The sequence below is a fragment of the Amycolatopsis sp. NPDC004625 genome, assembly GCF_040609695.1.
Taxonomy (GTDB): domain Bacteria; phylum Actinomycetota; class Actinomycetes; order Mycobacteriales; family Pseudonocardiaceae; genus Amycolatopsis.
Map to the genome: position 1 here is coordinate 106,484 of NZ_JBEXKX010000028.1, position 18,315 is coordinate 124,798.

Here is an 18,315-nt window from a genome sequence, read left to right on the forward strand (position 1 = left end):
CCTCGGTGTGCCGGGCCGGTGCTTCACCGCACCAGGCGGACGGTCCTCGCCGCCGGCGCGAAGGTCGCCGTCTGACCACGGGTGAGGGCGACGGTGTCGGCTTCGAGGCCGTCGCCGAACGCGACCAGGCGGTCGGATTCGACCTCGACCGTCAACGGCGTCTCCGTCAGATCGCCTTCGGTGCAGGAGGTTCCGGTGGCCGGTGACGGCCACGCCTCCCGGACGAACCAGACCAGCCGGGGCTCGCCGGGCGCGGGCAGCCGCAGCGCGCTGCGGCGTTCCCGCCAGACCGAGCCGCACCAGCCGGTGGCTCCGGTGCCGGTCCCGACCAGGAGGCCCGAGGACGCCTGGCGTTCGGCCGTCCCGCCGGCCCGCAGCCGGTAGCGCGCGGTCTGGTGCCCGGCGTGCCCCAGGTAGATCTCGTTGAGGGCGAGCAGCCGCTGGCCGTCGTCGGCGGTGAGCTCGGCCATCGTCCGGTGCTCGACCGCGCCGGTGGACCGCACGAGATCCGCGACGGCGTGCGCCGGGTGCTTGACGAGCACGCCGGGTTCGCCGGGCGCGACCCCGATGACGGGCTGGCCGTCGAGGTACTTGGCGACGTTGGCGACCAGCCCGTCCTGCCCGACCACGACCACGACGTCTTCCGGCGTGAAGAGGAACCGGTCGAGGTCGGCCCGTTCGACGTCGCCGCGCCGCCAGTCGAGCGGGATGGCGGCACTGGCGGCGGCCAGCGCGGCGCGCGCGGCCGCGTCGGCGGCGGTCACCTCGGCGAGGTCACGGCCCCGGGTCCGCAGGAAGAACTCGGCCTGGCCGCGGGTGCCGTGCCGGGCGACGAGCTCGTCGAGCTCGGTGCGGCGGTGGACCAGGACGACCCGCGGGGCCAGGCTCACGAGCGGACACCGAGCTTGGTCAGCAACGGCGTGAGCAGGTCCGGGGTCAGGACCAGGCTGTCGATCTGCGGCAGGTTCCCCGCCAGCTCCTTCAGCGCCAGCCCGGTCAGCACGCCCTCGGGCAGATCGCGGTAGGCCGCCAGCCGCGCGGCCTCGCCCGCCGCCTCGGCCTCGCCGAGCGCTCGCTTGCCGTCCGCCTCGACCTGCGTCAGGCGTTCCTTCCGCAGGGCCTGCGCCTCGGTCTCGATCCGGTTCGCGGCCGCGGCTTCCTCGGCCTGGCGGCGGGCGTTCGCGCCGCGCTGGGCGAGCAGCTGCTCCTCGCGGCGGGCCAGCTCGATCTGGTTCTGCAGCTCGTTTTCGCTGATCGCGCGCTCGCGTTCGACGGCGAGCGCGCGCCGCTCGAAGGTCGCGCGGTCGGCTTCTTGCTGCACCTTCTCGCGCGCTGTCGTCTGCAGTGCCTTCTCGACCTCCGGCTCGGCCCGGATCGCGACGACCCGGACGTCGATCACCGCCGAGCCCGTCTGCGCGAGCCGGGTGTCCTCTTCGGCCAGCCCGGCGCGGATCCGGTCGCGGACGGCCCGGACACCGTCGACGAGCGCGGTCGCCAGCGGGGTGCGGGTCAGCACCTCGACCGCGTACTGCTGGACGTTTTCCGTGAGCAGCCCGCTGATCTGCGCCAGCGGGTCGCTTCTCCAGCGTCCGGTGTCCGGGTCGATGGAGAAGTCGATGCGCTGGGCGGCCAGCGCCGGGTCCTCGATCCGGAAGGTCAGCGCGAGCTGGACGGTGACGTCCTGGAAGTCGGCCGTGCGGGCGTGGAACAGCAGCGGCAGCTCGCGGTCGTCGACCGGCACTTCCGACACGACCGCGGTCAGCGGCCGGTACCAGAAGGACAGCCCGACGCCGTCGTGCGCGAGCTTGCCGCGGCGGTAGTGGCGGATGTGGACGGTCGGGGCGCCGCGCAGGTGCCGGAACCCGAAGCGGCGGTCGATGTCGGCCATGGAGTCCTCCTCTTATCGTCGTGCTGACGATATGAGGTGGACTGGCTAATCGTCAAGCTGACGATTACGGTGGTGGCATGGGTCACCCGCCGTTCGCCGTCACCGTCGACCTCGTCGTGCTCACCCTGACCGGGGACGAGCTGTGCGCGCTGGTGGTGCGTCGCGGCGTCGAGCCGTACCTGGGGGAGTGGGCGCTGCCCGGCGGATTCGTGCGCAAGGACGAAGACCTGCCGGACGCGGCGCGCCGGGAACTGGCGGAGGAGACGGGCCTGGCCCCGGGCTCGGTCCACATCGAACAGCTCGCCGGCTACGGCGCCCCGGACCGCGACCCGCGGATGCGGGTGGTGACGGTGGCGTACCTGGCGCTCGCGCCGGACCTGCCGGTGCCGCGCGCGGGCACGGACGCGGCGGAGGCCCGCTGGGCGCCGGTGCGGGAGCTGCCGGCCGAGCACCTGGCGTTCGACCACGACCGCATCCTGCTCGACGGTGTGGAACGCGCCCGCGCGAAACTGGAGTACTCCCCGCTGGCGACGGCCTTCTGCCCGCCGGAGTTCACGGTCGCGGAGCTGCGGCGGGTGTACGAGCTGGTCTGGGACACGCGGCTCGACCCGCGCAACTTCCACCGGAAGGTGACCGGAGCGGACGGCCTGCTGGAGCCGACGGGCCGGACGACGACCCGAGACGGCGGGCGCCCGGCCCAGCTGTACCGGCGGGGGAAGGCGGACCTGTTGTACCCGCCGATGCTGCGGACCTGAGCCTGACGCTCGTGAGTGGTAAGACGGGTTCTAACCCGTCTTACCACTCACGACCCCGCCCTACCGGGACCGCACCGTCCGGAACCACAGCGTGAACTCCGTCTTCGACGGCACCAGCCGGTACCGCGGCAGCACGCCGGGCCCGCACGAAGCCGACCCGAGGCCGTGCTGCGCGACGTCCAGGGTCACGTGCACCAGTTCGCCCGGCACCAGATCGTCGGTGTGCCGCGCCGCCTCCAGCTGCGCCGCCGTCCAGCGGCGGGCCGTGAAGTCGAACTGCGGGTCGCCGTCGACCTGGATTCCCGTGCCGTCCGGGGCCGTCAGGCGGGCCCAGCGGACCGCCGTCCGGTTGCCGTTCTCCTGCGGGTACACGTACGGCGTCTGCAACCCGTCGACGCTGCGGGAGAACCGGCCGATCCGGGCCGCCTGGCGGCTGTCCGGGTACGCCTCGCCCGGGCCGCCGCCGAACCACTCGGCCGCGCCGAGCGTGGCCGGGACCGCCATCGTCACCCCGAGCCGGGGGAGCGTGCCGGGGAACTCGCCGTCCGGGGTCACCGAGACCCGCAGGCGCAGCCGGTCTTCGAACGCCGTCCACGTGTAGTCGGCGAACAGCCCGAACGGCTGGGCCGGGGGCGCCACCCGCGTCCGCACCACCAGTTCCTCGCCGTCGGCGTCCACTGTGATCACCCGGTGCTGCATGCGGTGCAGCCCGGCCTCGCGCCACTGGTCGGCGTCGGGCCGGCCGGCGAACGTGCCCCGGTCGTTGTCGGTCGTCGCCCGCCAGACGTCGAGCCGCGGTCCGAGCACCGCGTGCTCGCCGAGTGACGTCAGGACGCCGGTCGCCGGGTCGAACGCGCCGGCGCCCAGCACCAGCCGTCCGCCGGTGCGGAACACCGGTCCGCGCGGCGGCAGCGGTGCCGCGGCGGGCGACGGCGACACCGGCAGCTGACCCCAGCCGACGACGTGCCCGGCCGGCGCCCATGCGGTCGCCGAGCCCAGCGCCGCCGACACGGTCAGCCACGACTCGCCGCCCGTCGCGGGCAGGTCGGGTAGCGGGACCGACACGCTCTGTCCGGAATGGACCGGGGGCACGTCGAGAACCCCCTGCGCCACCGCGATTCCTTCGTCCTCCAGCGTCCAGGTGAACGTCAGGTGCGTGCTGCTCACGAAGTCGTAGTGGTTGCTCACCACGATCCCGGAAGCACCGGCCGAAATCCGCACCGGCTCGATGATCTTCGCGAACTCGGTCAACGCCGGCGACGGCGTCCGGTCGGGGAACAGCAGGCCGTCGATGACGAAGTTGCCGTCGTGGATCGGCTCGCCGAAGTCCCCGCCGTAGGCGAAGTGCCCGTCGGCGGCGAGGCCGTGGTCGATCCATTCCCAGACGAACCCGCCCTGGCAGTTCGGGTACCGCTCGAACAGCTCGCGGTACTCCAGCAGCCCGCCCGGGCCGTTGCCCATCGCGTGCCCGTACTCGCACAGCACGAACGGCAGGTCCCGGCGCCGCGCGTTGTCGTCCTCGCGGCGGCCGATCCGCTCGACTTCCTCGTGCGTGGCGTACATCCGGCTGTGGACGTCCACATAGGCGCATTCGTGGTCGCCTTCGTAGTGGACCGGCCGGGACGGGTCGCGGTGCTTCACCCACTCGGCCATCCGCGCCAGGTTCTCCCCGGTGTGGCTTTCGTTGCCCAGGGACCAGAGGATGACGCTCGGCCGGTTCTTGTCGCGCTCGACCGTGCGCCGGATCCGGTCGAGGTACGCCTCGGCCCAGACCGGTTCGTCGCTGGGGTTGCCGGCCCAGCCCAGCGGCTCGAACCCGTGGGTCTCGAGGTCGCACTCGTCGATCACCCACAGGCCGTAGGTGTCGCACAGCTCGAGGAACGCCGGATCCGGCGGGTAGTGGCTGGTCCGGACGGCGTTGACGTGGTGCCGCTTCATCAGCAGCACGTCGGCCTGTGCGGTCTCCGGCGGCACCACGCGCCCGGTGTGCGGGTCGTGCTCGTGGCGGTTCACCCCGCGCAGCAGCAGGCGGCGGCCGTTGACCTTGAGCTGTCCGTCCTCGATGGACACCGTCCGGAACCCGATCCGCACGGGCACCCGTTCGGCCGCGGTCGACAGCGTTCCTTCGTACAGCCGAGGCGTCTCCGCGGTCCACGGTTCGACCGGCAGCTCCAGCGGTTCCCCGGCCGGGTGCCCGGCGACGCCGAGTTCCGGGAGGTCCAGCACGACGTCCGGGCCGGTCTCGACGCGGACCGTGCCCAGGCCGGTCGTGTGGTCGTAGTCCGCGCGGATGCGATAGTCGCCGATGCCGCCGTCCGGGCGGGCGAGCAGGGTGACGCCGCGGAAGATCCCGGACAGCCACCACATGTCCTGGTCCTCGAGGTAGCTGCCGGCCGACCACTGGTGCACGCGCACGGCGAGGACGTTGCCGGTCGGCCGCAGCAGCGGCCCGACCTCGAACTCCGCGGGCAGCCGGCTGCCCTGGGTGATGCCGAGCTCGGTGCCGTTGAGCCAGATCCGGCCGCACGAGTCGATCCCGTCGAAGCGCAGCAGCGCGGACCCGGCGGGCCAGTCACCGGGCAGGTCGAACCGCAGCCGGTGGTCCCCGGTCGGGTTGTCCGACGGCACGTGCGGCGGGTCGACCGGGAAGGGGTAGCGCACGTTGGTGTAGGCGGGCCGGCCGTGGCCGTGCAACTGCCACAGCGACGGCACCGGCAGCTCGTCCCACGCCGAGTCGTCGAAGTCGTCGCCCTCGATGGCGGCGGGCGCCGCGGCGGGACCGGGCGAGAGCCGGAACCGCCACGTGCCGTTGAGGGACAGCGAAGGGGCGTCGGAGGTGAAGGCCGCGCGCGCGGGGACGGACCCCCGGCCGGGCCCGGGGTCTTCGAGGTACGCCATGAGGTCCCTTCCGCGCTTGCCGAGAACGTTCCCGTGAACGTTCACGGCCCGCTCGGCAGTGTGCGCGGCCGGAGGACCGGGTGTCAAGGAGTCAGGCGGATTCGCGCAGGTGGAGGCGGGCGCGGACGACCAGTTCGGCCGGTTCGAGCGGCTCGGCACCGGTCACGAGCCGGGCCGCCTGCTCGACGGCCAGCGCGCCGACCGCGCGGGTGTCGACGGCGACGCTGGAGAGCTCCGGCTCGACCAGGGTGCCGAGCGCGAGCCCGTCGAACCCGATCACGGCGAGATCGGCGGGCAGGCGCAGGCCGAACCGGCGGGCCTCGCGCAGGGCGCCGATCGCCATCACGTCGTTGAAGGCGAACACGGCGGTGACGTCGGGGTGGGCGGCGAGCAGCGTGGCCAGCGCCGCGCCGCCGCCGTCGACGCTCTGGGCGCCCCCGGCGATCCAGCCCGGGTGCACCGAGATCCCGCACTCGGCGGCGGCCCGCAGGAACCACTGCCGTCGCACGCTCGGGGTGGGCCGGCCGTCGAGCATGCCGATCCGCCGGTGCCCGCGCGAGACCAGGTGGGCGACGGCCTCGCGGACGCCGTCCTCGCCGTCGATCCCGATGCCGCTGAACCGCGGGGTGCGCGGCTCCCGGCCGATCAGCACGACCGGGATGCCGGCGGTGAGGCGGTCGAGGTCCTCGTCGGACCGGCCGAAGTACCCGGCGACCGCGTCGACCTGGGCGCCGATCACCCGCAGGGTGGCCAGCTCCTGCTCGGGGTCGTCGGTGGTGTCGTAGACGACGACGTGCCAGCCCCGGGTCCGGGCCGCGGCCAGCGCCCCGGAGGCGACCTCGGTGAAGAACGGGTTGAGCAGGTCCGGCACGACCAGCCCGACGGTGGTGGTCTCCGGCCGCACCAGGCCGCGGGCGAAGCGGCTGGGACGGTAGCCGAGCTCACGCGCGGCGTCGAGAACGCGTTGCTTGGTCGAGCCGTCGATCTCGGCCTTGTCGTTCAGCGCGCGTGACACCGTCTGGCGCGAGACCCCGGCCGAGCGCGCGACGTCGTGGATCGTCACCCGCCGGGGTTCCGTGCTGCTCGAGGACACGCGTCGAGTATGCCCGCCCAGGGCCAGGGCGCTAGCCGGCCGGGGTGCGTTCGCGGCGTTTCGTCACGAAGCGCCAGCCCACGGCGAGGACCACCGCGAGCACCGGGATCGAATAGAACGCGATCTTCTCCGCGCCGTCCGAGAAGCCCATCAACACCACCACCAGGGCCAGGAACACCAGCGTCGCCCAGCCGCTGTAGGGGGCCCACGGCATCCGGTACGACGGGCGCTCGAGCTCGCCGCGCAGGGCCGCCTGCCGCAGGCGCAGCTGGCAGAAGATCAGGGTCGCCCAGGTGCTGATCACGCCGAGGGACGCGATCGCGATGGCGATGTCGAACGCCTCCTTCGGCACCAGGTAGTTCAGCACCACGCCGAGCACGTAGGCCACCGACGTGAACAGGATCCCGCCGTAGGGCACGTGCCGGCGGCTCATCCGGCTGACGAACGACGGTGCTTCGCCCTTTTCGGCCAGCGAGCGCAGGATGCGGCCGGTGGAGTAGAGGCCGGAGTTGACGCTGGACAGCGCGGCGGTCAGCACCACCGCGTTCATCACGTCGCCGATGCCCGGGATGCCGAGCCGGCTGAACACGGTGACGAACGGGCTTTCGTCGCCGCTGTAGAACGGCCACGGCAGCAGCATCGCCAGCAGCAGCACGGAGCCGACGTAGAACACGCCGATCCGCCAGACCACGCCGTTGATCGCCTTCGGCAGGACCTTGCGGGCGTCCTTCGTTTCGCCCGCCGCGATGCCGACCACCTCGATGGCCGAGTAGGCGAAGATGACCGCCTGCAGGGTCATCAGCGCGACGCCGATGCCGGCCGGGAAGAGTCCACTGTGTCCGGTCAGGTTGTGCGCGCCGGCGGGGTTGCCGCCGATGTCCGCGCTCGTCAGCACCAGCCCGGCGCCGACGACCAGGAAGACGACGATGGCCAGCACCTTGACCACCGAGAACCAGAACTCCAGCTCGCCGAACACCTTGACCGACAGCAGGTTCACCGCCAGCAGGACGCCCAGCGCGATCAGCGCCGTGATCCACTGGGGAACGTCCGGCAGCCACTTGTGGACGTAGATGGCGACCGCGGTGATCTCGGCGATCCCGGTCATCGCCCAGTTCACCCAGTACATCCAGCCGGAGGCGAAACCGGCCCACGGGCCGATGAACTTCCGCGCGTAGGTGACGAAGCTGCCGGAGCTGGGCTCGTGCAGGACGAGCTCGCCGAGCGCGCGCATCACGAAGTAGGCGGCGATTCCGCAGATCGCGTAGGAAAAGACGAGCGACGGGCCGACCTGGTGGAGCTTGCCGCCGGCGCCGAGGAACAGCCCGACGCCGATCGCGCCGCCGATGGCGATCATCTGCACCTGGCGGTTGCCCAGTGCTTTCGAATAGCTTTCACCTTTTTCGGTGAGCAGCGAGGAATCCATGGTTGCCAGACGCTAGAGCGATGTGCGGCAGGTCACCAAGCGGGCTAAGGAAAACTTAAGGTGTGCCGGACGTCACGTGCGGGGGTGCGCGTCGGGTGGGCCGGCCGGCCTTCTACGCTACGGCCGTGGATCTCGCGGCGCTGCTGGACCGGATAGCCGACGACGTCGCGCCGGAACTCGGCCGCGGCGCCGTCGCGGCCTACATTCCCGCGCTGGCCAGGGTGGAACCGGGCCGGTTCGGCATGGCGGTGGCCGAAGTGGACGGTGCGCTCCACGGCGTCGGCGACTGGCAGCACCCGTTCTCGGTGCAGAGCATGTCCAAAGTGTTCACGTTGGCCCTGACCCTCTCGCGTGGCGACGACGTGTGGGCGCGCGTCGGCCGGGAACCGTCGGGCGACCCGTTCAACTCCCTGGTGCAGCTGGAACACGAGGACGGCATTCCGCGCAACCCGTTCATCAACGCGGGCGCGTTGGTGGTGACCGACGAGCTGGCCCGCCACGGCGACGCGACCGAGGCGTTGCTGGCCTTCCTCCGCGAGGAGAGCGGCCGGCCGGAGATCGCCGTGGACCCGGAAGTGGCGGCGTCCGAGGCGGCGCACGCGGACCGCAACCGGGCCCTGGCCTACTTCATGGCCTCGTACGGCAACATGCGCCACCCCGTGCCGTCGGTGCTGGACCAGTACGTCCGCCAGTGTTCGATCGCGATGAGCTGCGCGGACGTGGCCCGGTCGGCGTTGTTCCTGGCCCGCCACGGCCTCCGCAACGACGGCTCGCGGCTGCTGGGGCCGAGCGCGGCGAAGCGGATCAACGCGGTGATGCTGACGTGCGGAACCTACGACGCGGCGGGGGAGTTCGCGTACCGGGTCGGGTTGCCGGGGAAGAGCGGGGTGGGCGGCGGGATCCTGGCGATCGTGCCGGGCCGGTGTGCGGTGTGCGTGTGGAGCCCGGGGCTGGACGCGCGGGGGAACTCGGTGGCGGGGGTGGCGGCGCTGGACCGGTTCACGACGTCGACCGGGTGGTCGATCTTCTAACGCAGGTAGTTGTAGACGCTGGCCCGCGAGATCCCCAGCAGGTCGGTCACCGCGGGCACCGCGTTCTTCACCTCCAGGAACCCCCTTGCCTTCAACTCCCGCACCAGTTCCTTCTTCCCCGCGGCCGGCAGGCTGCGCGGGGTGTGCCCGCGCTCGGTCGCGTAATCCTCCACCAGCGCCCGCAGCTCGCCGGCGGTGCGGGCGCGCAACGACTCCGTCAGCGGGGCCGGCTCGTCCGTGCGGGCCAAGCGGGTCAACGCCCGGGCCGCCGGGCCGAGCAGGGACACGTCGAGGTTGAGGCACAGCGCCGCCACGTACTCGCCCGCCGAATTGCGGATGCCGATCGACGTGCTCTTCGCCGGGCGGCCGTCCGGGAACCGGTTCGGGTAGTTCTGCAGCACGTCCGGGAACTCCGGGTCGGCGATCCGGGCCAGGCCCAGCTCGGTGGCCGGGTCGCCGACCGCGCGTCCGGACAGGCCGCCTTCGATCGCGCGGACCGCGTGGGCCGGGTCGCGCAGGTCGTGCAGCACCACCTCGCACAGGCCCGGGAACATGCGGCCGACCGCGTGGGCGATCTTCTCCGCCTCGCGCAGCAGCAGTTCGTCCTCGTGCGCCGACGTCATCCGATCAGCTCCCGCAGCTTGTCCGGCGCCTTCAGGCCGGAGCCGGTGAGGACGACGACCGTGGTTTCGCCGGGCCGGATCGCGCCCCGCGCGCGGAACACGTCGATGGCCGCCGCGGCGGTTGCGCTGGTCGGCTCCGTGTACAGGCCGAGGGACGCCAGGCGGCGCGCGGCCGCGGCGATCGCGGCCTCCTCGATCGCCGCGGTGTCGCCGCCCGAGCGCCGGATCGCCGCGAGCACCTCGGGCAGGCGGACCGGACGGCGGATCGCCGTCCCCTCGGCGACCGTCGGGGCGAACGGGGGAGTCGGCCGGTCGTGGAAGGCCGCGTCGACGGGGGAGCAGTTGCGCGGCTGGGCGACGAGCAGGCGCGGGCGCCGCCCGATCGATCCCGCGGCCAGCAGCTCCCCGAAGCCGAGGTCGCAGCCCAGCACGATGCTGCCCGCCCCGGCCACCGTGACGACGGCGTCCGGGGCCCGGAACCCGAGGTCCTCCCACAGCTCGTAGGCCAGCGTCTTGGTGCCCTGCAGGAAGAACGGGTGCCAGTTGTGGCTGGCGTAGGTCGTGTGCGCCGACCGGCGGACGGCCTCGGCGGCGGTGTCGTCGCGGGTGCCGGGCACCAGTTCGACGGCCGCGCCGTACGCGCGGGTCTGCAGGACCTTCGCCGGTGACGTCCCCTCGGGCGCCAGGACGGTCGCCGCGATGCCGGCCGCGGCGCTGTAGGCCGACACCGACGAGCCGCCGTTGCCCGAGCTGTCCTCCAGCAGCTCGCGCACCCCGGCGCCGGCCAGCGCGGAGACCAGCACGCTGGAGCCGCGGTCCTTGAAACTGCCGGTCGGGCTGAACCACTCGAGCTTGAACCGGACGTCGGTGCCGTCCCAGACCTGCGGGACGAGCGGGGTGCAGCCTTCGCCGAGCGACACCGGACGCAGGTCGCCGGGCAGCGCGGCCCGGTAGCGCCACAGGGACCGGACGCCGGTGTCGACGTCGCCGGGACGCAGGCCCGGCAGCGGCGCGACGGTGAGCGGGGTGCCGTCGTCGCCGCGCCAGCGCCGGGGGTCGCCGGGGTACCGCGACCCCGAGCGCTCGTCGGTGTACCAGTACTCCACCGTCACCTCCATGCCTGGACGAACAGTCCAAGTCTATACCTACTGTCTAGTACTACTCACTGGTACGCGAAATGTCTTCAGCTTCTTCTCAGGAAAAGCTTGTAACGCGGAGACGGAAAATTTCGATCACGGCCGCCCGGGCTGCGCCGGCCGGCGCACCGGAGGTGGTCGCCCGAATACCGGCGGTCGTCGTGGGTGGTGCGGCCGGCGGTCCCGTTCGTGGTCCGTGAGCACCGGGAACCCCGGCGCCGCCCCAATCCACTGTGGACTTCCGGTGGCGTGCCGGGCCGGTCCGCGTATTCTCCGGCCGATTCTTCCGGTCGCCCGGAAAAGCGAGGGTAAATCGCCGTCGATAACCGGCGAAGAGTGTTCGGTGTCCTCCGTCGAGAGGGCAATTCGGGAAAGGCGGTTTACCGGACGGATACGCGGAGGTGGCCGTCCGGAAACGCGGCACCCGCCGGTCGATGTGGGCCGGAGCGATCAACGCCGGCGCGGCCACCAGGCGGGATCGCCTGCGCCGTCCGGCGGTGTGCGCGGGGTGGACCACGCCGCGGAACCGGTCCGGGTGGCCGGCCCCGCCAATCGCGTCCTGCCCGGCGGATGCCCGAACGTGACGGCGACGTTAAATTCTTGCGCCGCCGGCCTGGTCTGCCTCGAATTTTCTGAACGGCCGCGATGAAATCGCGAGGGGTTGTTGACGGCACCGAAGGAACCCGCTTAAGTACTCCCCGTTACCCTTCACCCTTTCGTGCGTAGCGGGAGTTCCCATGCGTCTCTCGAAAGACGACTCCGGGCCGGTCGTCGCCGTGTCGCCGTTGCGGTGGCCGTCGGCGCGCGGGGTCGCCGCCGCGGCGCGCGGGGGCGGGCTCGGCGTGCTCGACCTGACCGGCGGGGGCGCCGCGGCCGCGGAGGAGCTCGCACTCCTGGGGGAATGGGACGTCCCGGCGTTCGGCGTCCGCTTGGCGCAGCCGGCGGACCTGCCCGAAGCCGTGACCACCGTGCTGCTGACCGAAGCCGCCGCCTGCTCGGCGCGGGACTTCCCCGGCCGGCGGGTGCTGGCCGAGGTGAGCTCCCGCGCGGCGGCCGCGCGGGCGGTCGACGGCGGCGCGCACGGCTTGGTCGCCCGAGGCCACGAATGCGGCGGCCCGGCCGGGGAACTGAGCACCTTCGTGCTGCTGCAGGCCCTGCTCGCCGACGACGCGCTCGACGTCCCGGTGTGGGCGGCCGGCGGCATCGGGCCGCACACCGCCGCGGCCGCGGTCGCGGGCGGCGCCGCGGGTGTCGTCGTCGACACCCAGCTCGCCCTGCTGCCCGAAGCCGAACTGCCGTCCTCGCTCACCGCCGCCCTCACCGGTCTGGACGGCTCGGAAACGACCGTCGTGGACGGCGTCCGCGTGCTGGCGCGCCGCGGCACCGAGCCGGTCGAAGCGGGGCAGGACGTCTTCCTCGCCACCCGGTTCCGCGACCGCTGGGGCACGGTGACCGCCGCCGTGCGCGGCCTGGCCGACGCCGTCGGCGAAGCACTGCGCGTGCCGGACGTCGTCCTCGGCCCGGACAGCGCGGGCAGCCGCGCCCTGGGCACCGCGCTGCCGGTCGCGCAGGGACCGATGACCCGGGTCAGCGACCAGCCCGCCTTCGCCGCCGAGGTCGCCGCGGGCGGCGCCCTGCCGTTCGTCGCGCTGGCCCTGTCCGGCCCGGACCAGACGCGGGACGTCCTGGAACGGACCCGCGAGGCCGTCGGCGACGCCCCGTGGGGTGTCGGCGTCCTCGGGTTCGCGGCCGACGACGTCAAGGCCGCACAGCTGGCGGTGATCCGCGAGCTGCGCCCGACGCACGCGATCATCGCCGGCGGCCGCCCGGCCCAGGCCGCGGCCCTGGAGGACGCGGGCATCGCCACGTTCCTCCACGTGCCTTCGCCCGGCCTGCTGAAGCAGTTCCTCGAAGCGGGCGCCCGCAAGTTCGTCTTCGAAGGTTCCGAATGCGGTGGGCACGTCGGCCCGCGCACCAGCTTCCCGTTGTGGGAGGCGCAGCTGGGCGTGCTCGGCGACTTCCTCGCGGCCACCCCGGGTGCCGCCGCCGGCCTGCAGCTGCTGTTCGCGGGCGGCGTCCACGACGAACGTTCGGCCGCGATGGTGGCGGCCCTCGCCGCGCCGGTGGCCGCGCGGGGCGCCGCGGTCGGGGTGCTGATGGGTACCGCCTACCTCTTCACCCGCGAGGCCGTCGACGCCGGCGCCGTGCTCCCGCTGTTCCAGCGCCGCCTGCTGGCGGCCGAGCACACGGATCTCCTGGAGACCGCGCCCGGCCACGCCACCCGCTGCGTGCGCAGCCCGTTCACCGAGGAGTACGCGGCGATCAAGGCGGACCTCGCCGGGCGCGGCGTGCCGAGCCGGGACGCGTGGGAGCAGCTGGAAACGCTCAACGTGGGGCGGCTCCGGCTGGCCAGCAAGGGCATCGAGCGCGTCGGCGCGGAGCTGCGGGACGTCGGCGAAGACCGCCAGCTCGCCGAAGGCATGTTCATGGCCGGCGAGGTGGCGGTGCTGCGCTCCGCCGTCACCACGATCGAAGCGCTGCACCACGCGGTGGGTGAAGGTGCGAACGCGTTCCTGCGCGAGCGGGCCGCCGCGTTCGGCGTGGCCGAGGCGGAACCACCGGCTCCCGCGCCGCTGGACATCGCGATCGTCGGCATGGCCGGCATGTTCCCGCAGGCCCCGGACCTGGCCGCGTTCTGGGCGAACATCCTGGCCGGCGCCGACGCGGTCACCGAGGTCCCGCCGCAGCGCTGGGACACCTCGCTGTACTACGACCCGGACGGCCAGGGGGAGCGGACGCCGTCGCGCTGGGGCGGGTTCCTGCCGGAGATCGGCTTCGACCCGCTGCAGTACGGCATCCCGCCGTCGTCGCTGGCCAGCATCGAACCCGTGCAGCTGCTGGCCCTGGAGGCCGCGCACCGGGCGCTGGCCGACGCCGGGTACGCCACCCGGCTGTTCGACCGGTCCCGGACGTCGGTGGTGTTCGGCGCCGAGGCGGGCAGCGACCTGTCGAACGCGATGACCCTGCGTTCCGTGCTTCCGTCCTATGTGGGCGAACTGCCGTCCGAACTGGACGAACGGCTGCCGCGGATCACCGAGGACTCCTTCCCGGGCGTGCTCGCCAACGTCATCGCCGGGCGGATCGCCAACCGGCTCGACCTGGGCGGCGCCAACTACACCGTCGACGCCGCGTGCGCGTCGTCGCTGACCGCGGTCGACGTCGCCTGCAAGGAACTGACCGCCGGCACCAGCGACCTCGTCCTCTGCGGCGGCGCCGACCTGCACAACGGCATCAACGACTACCTCCTGTTCGCCTCGGCGCACGCGCTCTCGCCGACCGGGCGCTCGGCGACGTTCGACAGCGCGGCCGACGGCATCGCGCTCGGCGAAGGCGTCGCCTGCCTCGCCCTGAAGCGCCTCGCCGACGCCGAACGCGACGGCGACCGCGTGTACGCGGTGATCAAGGGCGTCGGCGCGGCTTCGGACGGCCGCGCCCTCGGTCTCACCGCGCCCCGGCCCGAAGGCCAGCACACCGCGTTGACCCGGGCGTACCGCAACGCCGGTGTCTCGCCCGCGCGCGTCGGGCTCGTCGAGGCGCACGGCACCGGCACGGTCGTCGGCGACCGGACCGAACTCGGGACGCTGACGAAGGTGTTCACCGAGGCCGGGGCCGCGCCGGGCGGGTGCACGGTGGGGTCGGTGAAGTCGCAGATCGGGCACACCAAGTGCGCCGCGGGCCTGGCCGGGCTGATCAAGGCCGCGCTGGCGCTGCACACCGGCGTCAAACCGCCGACGCTGCACCTTTCCGCCCCGAACCCGGCGTGGGATCCGGAGACGAGCCCGTTCGTGTTCCAGTCGGCGGCGCAGCCGTGGACCGCGCCGCCGGCGGAGCGGCTCGCCGGGGTCAGCGCGTTCGGCTTCGGCGGCACGAACTTCCACGTGGTGCTGGGCGCGCACCCGGGTGTGCCGCCCGCCCAGGCCGCGGACGAATGGCCCGCGGAGCTGTTCACCTTCACCACCGACGCCGCGGCACGGACCCTGCTGGAGCTGGCCGCCGACGTCCCGCCCGGCCGGGCGCCCTGGCGGCTGCGCGACCTGGCCCTCGGCGCGTCCCGGCGGGCCGAAGCGGCGGGCGGCCGGATCCGGCTCGCCGTCGTCGCGTCCACTGTGGACGAACTGGTCTCCCGGCTGCGCGAGGCTCTCGCCGGCCAGGAACCGCCGGGAGTGTTCCGCGGCGACGGGACGGCGCCGGGCGAGGTCGCGGTGCTGTTCCCGGGCCAGGGCAGCCAGCGGCCCGGCATGTTCGCCGAGCTGTTCGTCACCTTCCCGGAGCTGCAGCGGTACCTGCGTCTGGACCCGGCGACGGCGGAGGTCGTGTTCGGCCCGGCGGTGTTCGGGGAACCGGCGCGGCAGGCGCAGGCCGGGCGCGTCACCGACACCCGCGTCGCCCAGCCCGCGCTCGGGCTCACCGGACTGGCGGCGTTCCGGCTGCTGACCCGCGCCGGCGTCCGGCCCGCGATGCTCGGCGGGCACAGCTACGGCGAGCTGACGGCGCTGGCCGCCGCGGGCGCGCTCACGCCGGAAGCGCTGCTGCACGCCAGCCACGCCCGGGCCGGCGCGATGGCCGACGCGGTGCCGCCGGACGACCCGGGCGCGATGGCGGCGGTTTCGGCGGGCGCCGCGGAGACCGGGAAGGTGCTCGCCGACGCCGGGCTCGCCACCGTCGTCCTGGCCAACCACAACTCGCCGCAGCAGACCGTCATCTCGGGGCCCACGGCCGACGTCGAGACCGCCGTCGGGCACCTGCGTGCCGCCGGCCTCGGCGCGAAACGCCTCCGGGTCGCGTGCGCGTTCCACAGCTCGCTGGTGGCGCCGGCGGGGGCGGCGTTCGGTCGCGCGCTCGAGGCGATCGGCGTCGTGCCGCCCGCCGTCCCGGTGTACGCCAACCGCACGGCCGGCCCGTACCCGCCGGGCCCGGACGCGATCCGCGGCGAGCTGGCCGCGCAGCTGGGCGCGCCGGTCCGGTTCGTCGAGCAGGTCGAGGCGATGTACGCGGCCGGGGCGCGGGTGTTCGTCGAGGCCGGGCCGGGTGCGGTGCTGGCCGGGCAGGTCGCCGCGATCCTCGGCGACCGTCCCCATCGGACGGTCGGGTTCGAACAGCCGGGCCGCCGCGGCCTGCCCGGCTTCCTCGCCGCCTTGGCGCAGCTGGCGGTGTCCGGAGTGGACATCGGGACCGGCTGGCTCTTCCGCGGCCGCGACGCGGTCGACGCGTCGGCGGCCGACCGGCCGAAGCGTCCCGGGTGGACGGTCGACGGGCACCTGCTGCGCGCCGCGGACGGCACGATCCCGGCCGGTGCCCTCCGCCCGGCCGAGCGGATCACCCTCGCCGCCGTCCCGGAGCCGGCCGCGTCGTCGGAGGCGATGGTCGCGGACTTCCTGCGCACGAGCCGCGAGATGATCGCGGCCCAGCGTGACGTGCTGCTCGGCTTCTTCGGCGCGGACGCCCCGGCGCAGGTGCGGGCGCCGATCCCGGTGCCGGTCGCGGCGCCGGAGCCCGTCGTCGCACCGGCGGCGCCGGCGGCCCGGTCGGTGCTGGAGACGGTGGTCGAGGTGATCGGGGAGCGGACCGGGTATCCGGTGGAGATGATCGAGCCGGATCTCGATCTGGAAGCCGACCTGAGCGTGGATTCGATCAAGCGGGCGGAGATCGCGGGTGAGCTGGCGGCCCGGCTGGGGCTGGCCGGCGGGGACGTCGAGGAGTTCGCGAAGGCCCGGACCGCGGCGGCGATCGTCGAGCTGATCGGCGGTGAGCAGCCGGTGGCGGTCGCCGGGTCGGTGCTGGAGACCGTGGTCGAGGTGATCGGGGAGCGGACCGGGTATCCGGTGGAGATGATCGAGCCCGACCTCGATCTGGAAGCCGACCTGAGCATCGACTCGATCAAGCGGGCCGAGATCGCCGGCGAACTCGCCACGCGCCTGAACCTCGACCCCGGGGGCGACGTCGAGGAGCTGGCGAAAGCCCGGACGGCGGCGGGGATCGCCGAGCTGCTGGGCACCGGCGAGACGGGCCGCGGCGAACCGCGGCCGGTGCCGAGCGAGCCCGAACCGGTGATCGTCGCGCCGAAGCGGTACCTCATGACCGAGGTCGCGCTCGCGCCCGCCGGTGCCCCCGCCATCGCGGGCCGCCGGTTCCTGATCGTCGGTTCCGGCGCCGGGGACATCCGCGCCGAACTCGAGACCCACGGCGCCGAGGTCGGGACCGGTGCGGAGGTTCGGCCCGGTTTCGACGGGTACCTGTTCCTCGACCCCGTCCTGCCGGCCGCCTTCCCGGGCTACCGGGACGCCCTCGCCGGCCACCCCCGGTGGCTGCTCAGCGCCGGACCGGCCGAAGGGCTCCGCGGGTTCCACCGGAGTCTCGCCCGCGAATACCCGGACACCCTCACCCGGGTCGTCGAAGGCGCGGACGCCGCCGCGTTCGTCGCCGAGCTGTCCACAGTGGACCGCGAGCCGGTGGTCGTCCACCGTGGCGGCGTCAGGCACGGCATCGCACCGGCCGAGCAGGACCTCGGCCCGCTGGCCGCCAGTGGTGCGGGCCCGGCGGGCGACGGCGCCGCCGAAGCCGCCGCCATCGGCCTGGACCGCGACTCGGTCATCCTGCTCGTCGGCGGCGCCAAGGGCATCACCGCCCGGTTCGCCGCCACCCTCGCCGGCGCCGCCCGCTGCCGGATCGAACTCCTCGGCCGGACGGCCGTACCGGCCACAGAGGACGAACACCCGCACGCGAAGACCGCCCAGGAGCTGCGCGCCGCACTCATCGCGGCCGGGCTGAAGCACCCGGCCGAGATCGAACGGACGGTCCGCCGGATCCACAGCGAGCGCGAAGTCCGCCGGACCCTGCGGGAACTCGGCGAACTCGGCAGCCCGGCCCGCTACCAGTCGGTCGACATGCTCGACGCCGAGGCCGTGCACCGCGCGGTCAAGGAGATCCACGCCGAGTACGGCCGCCTCGACGGCATCGTCTACGCGGCCGGCGTGATCGAGGACAAGCTCGTCGCCGAAAAGACGGCGGAGTCGTTCGAGCGCGTCTACGGCACGAAGGTCGACGGCGCCCGCACCCTCCTCGAAGCGACCGCCGACCTGCCCGACGAGCCGAAGTTCGTGGTCCTCTTCGGCAGCATCGCCGCCACCCTCGGCAACCGCGGCCAGTCGGACTACGCCGCCGCGAACGACGCCCTCGAAGCACTGGGCGGCCGGTGGCCCGCCGGGCGCTCGGTGACCGTCCACTGGGGACCGTGGGCCCCGGCCGGCGACCACGACGGCATGGTGACCCCCGAACTCATGCGCGACTACGCCCGCCGCGGTATCGCGCTCATCGACCCCGAAGAAGGCACCCTCGGCCTGCTGCGCGAGCTGGCCTGGGGCCGTCCGGACACCGCCGCCGTCGTCCACACCGCCTCGGGCTGGTGACG

At 73.7% G+C, this 18,315-nt stretch carries 10 protein-coding genes; 3 read left to right on the top strand and 7 right to left on the bottom strand.

Annotated features, from left to right (window positions below; all coding sequences use genetic code 11):
- Positions 1–23 precede the first annotated feature (23 nt).
- A complete protein-coding gene (locus tag ABZW17_RS28945) occupies positions 24–890 on the bottom strand; it encodes a hypothetical protein (protein ID WP_354820983.1) in 867 nt (288 codons plus the stop codon).
- Positions 887–1,888 carry an SPFH domain-containing protein gene (locus tag ABZW17_RS28950; protein WP_354820986.1) on the bottom strand — a complete coding sequence of 334 codons (1,002 nt, stop codon included), beginning with the start codon at positions 1,886–1,888 and terminating at the stop codon, positions 887–889. The genes ABZW17_RS28945 and ABZW17_RS28950 overlap by 4 nt, the downstream gene beginning before the upstream one ends.
- A gap of 77 nt (positions 1,889–1,965) precedes the next feature.
- Between ABZW17_RS28950 and ABZW17_RS28955 the strand changes: the two genes are divergently transcribed.
- Complete coding sequence (locus ABZW17_RS28955; protein WP_354820989.1) at positions 1,966–2,643, top strand: NUDIX domain-containing protein; 678 nt, start codon at positions 1,966–1,968, stop codon at positions 2,641–2,643.
- A 60-nt stretch (positions 2,644–2,703) separates the two neighbouring features.
- On the opposite strand, the gene ABZW17_RS28960 is transcribed toward ABZW17_RS28955, so the two are convergent.
- From ABZW17_RS28960 to ABZW17_RS28970, 3 genes are all read right to left on the bottom strand, one after another.
- Positions 2,704–5,541 carry a glycoside hydrolase family 2 TIM barrel-domain containing protein gene (locus tag ABZW17_RS28960; protein ID WP_354820991.1) on the bottom strand — a complete coding sequence of 946 codons (2,838 nt, stop codon included), beginning with the start codon at positions 5,539–5,541 and terminating at the stop codon, positions 2,704–2,706.
- 91 nt (positions 5,542–5,632) lie between these two features.
- The gene (locus tag ABZW17_RS28965) at positions 5,633–6,634 is read right to left on the bottom strand and encodes a LacI family DNA-binding transcriptional regulator (protein ID WP_354820994.1); all 1,002 of its coding nucleotides are present in this window, start codon (positions 6,632–6,634) and stop codon (positions 5,633–5,635) included.
- A 31-nt stretch (positions 6,635–6,665) separates the two neighbouring features.
- On the bottom strand, positions 6,666–8,057 hold the full coding sequence (locus ABZW17_RS28970) for an amino acid permease (protein WP_354820997.1): 1,392 nt from the start codon (positions 8,055–8,057) through the stop codon (positions 6,666–6,668).
- 125 nt (positions 8,058–8,182) lie between these two features.
- On the opposite strand from ABZW17_RS28970, the gene ABZW17_RS28975 reads away from it, so the two are divergent.
- The gene (locus tag ABZW17_RS28975) at positions 8,183–9,088 is read left to right on the top strand and encodes a glutaminase (RefSeq protein WP_354821000.1); all 906 of its coding nucleotides are present in this window, start codon (positions 8,183–8,185) and stop codon (positions 9,086–9,088) included.
- Here the strand turns inward: ABZW17_RS28975 and ABZW17_RS28980 are convergent.
- Positions 9,085–9,711 carry a PAS domain-containing protein gene (locus ABZW17_RS28980; protein ID WP_354821003.1) on the bottom strand — a complete coding sequence of 209 codons (627 nt, stop codon included), beginning with the start codon at positions 9,709–9,711 and terminating at the stop codon, positions 9,085–9,087. The genes ABZW17_RS28975 and ABZW17_RS28980 overlap by 4 nt on opposite strands.
- Complete coding sequence (locus tag ABZW17_RS28985; RefSeq protein WP_354821006.1) at positions 9,708–10,829, bottom strand: pyridoxal-phosphate dependent enzyme; 1,122 nt, start codon at positions 10,827–10,829, stop codon at positions 9,708–9,710. Before ABZW17_RS28985 ends, ABZW17_RS28980 begins: the two co-directional genes overlap by 4 nt.
- 755 nt (positions 10,830–11,584) lie before the next feature.
- On the opposite strand from ABZW17_RS28985, the gene ABZW17_RS28990 reads away from it, so the two are divergent.
- Complete coding sequence (locus ABZW17_RS28990) at positions 11,585–18,313, top strand: SDR family NAD(P)-dependent oxidoreductase (protein ID WP_354821009.1); 6,729 nt, start codon at positions 11,585–11,587, stop codon at positions 18,311–18,313.
- The last annotated feature ends 2 nt before the right edge of the window (positions 18,314–18,315 follow it).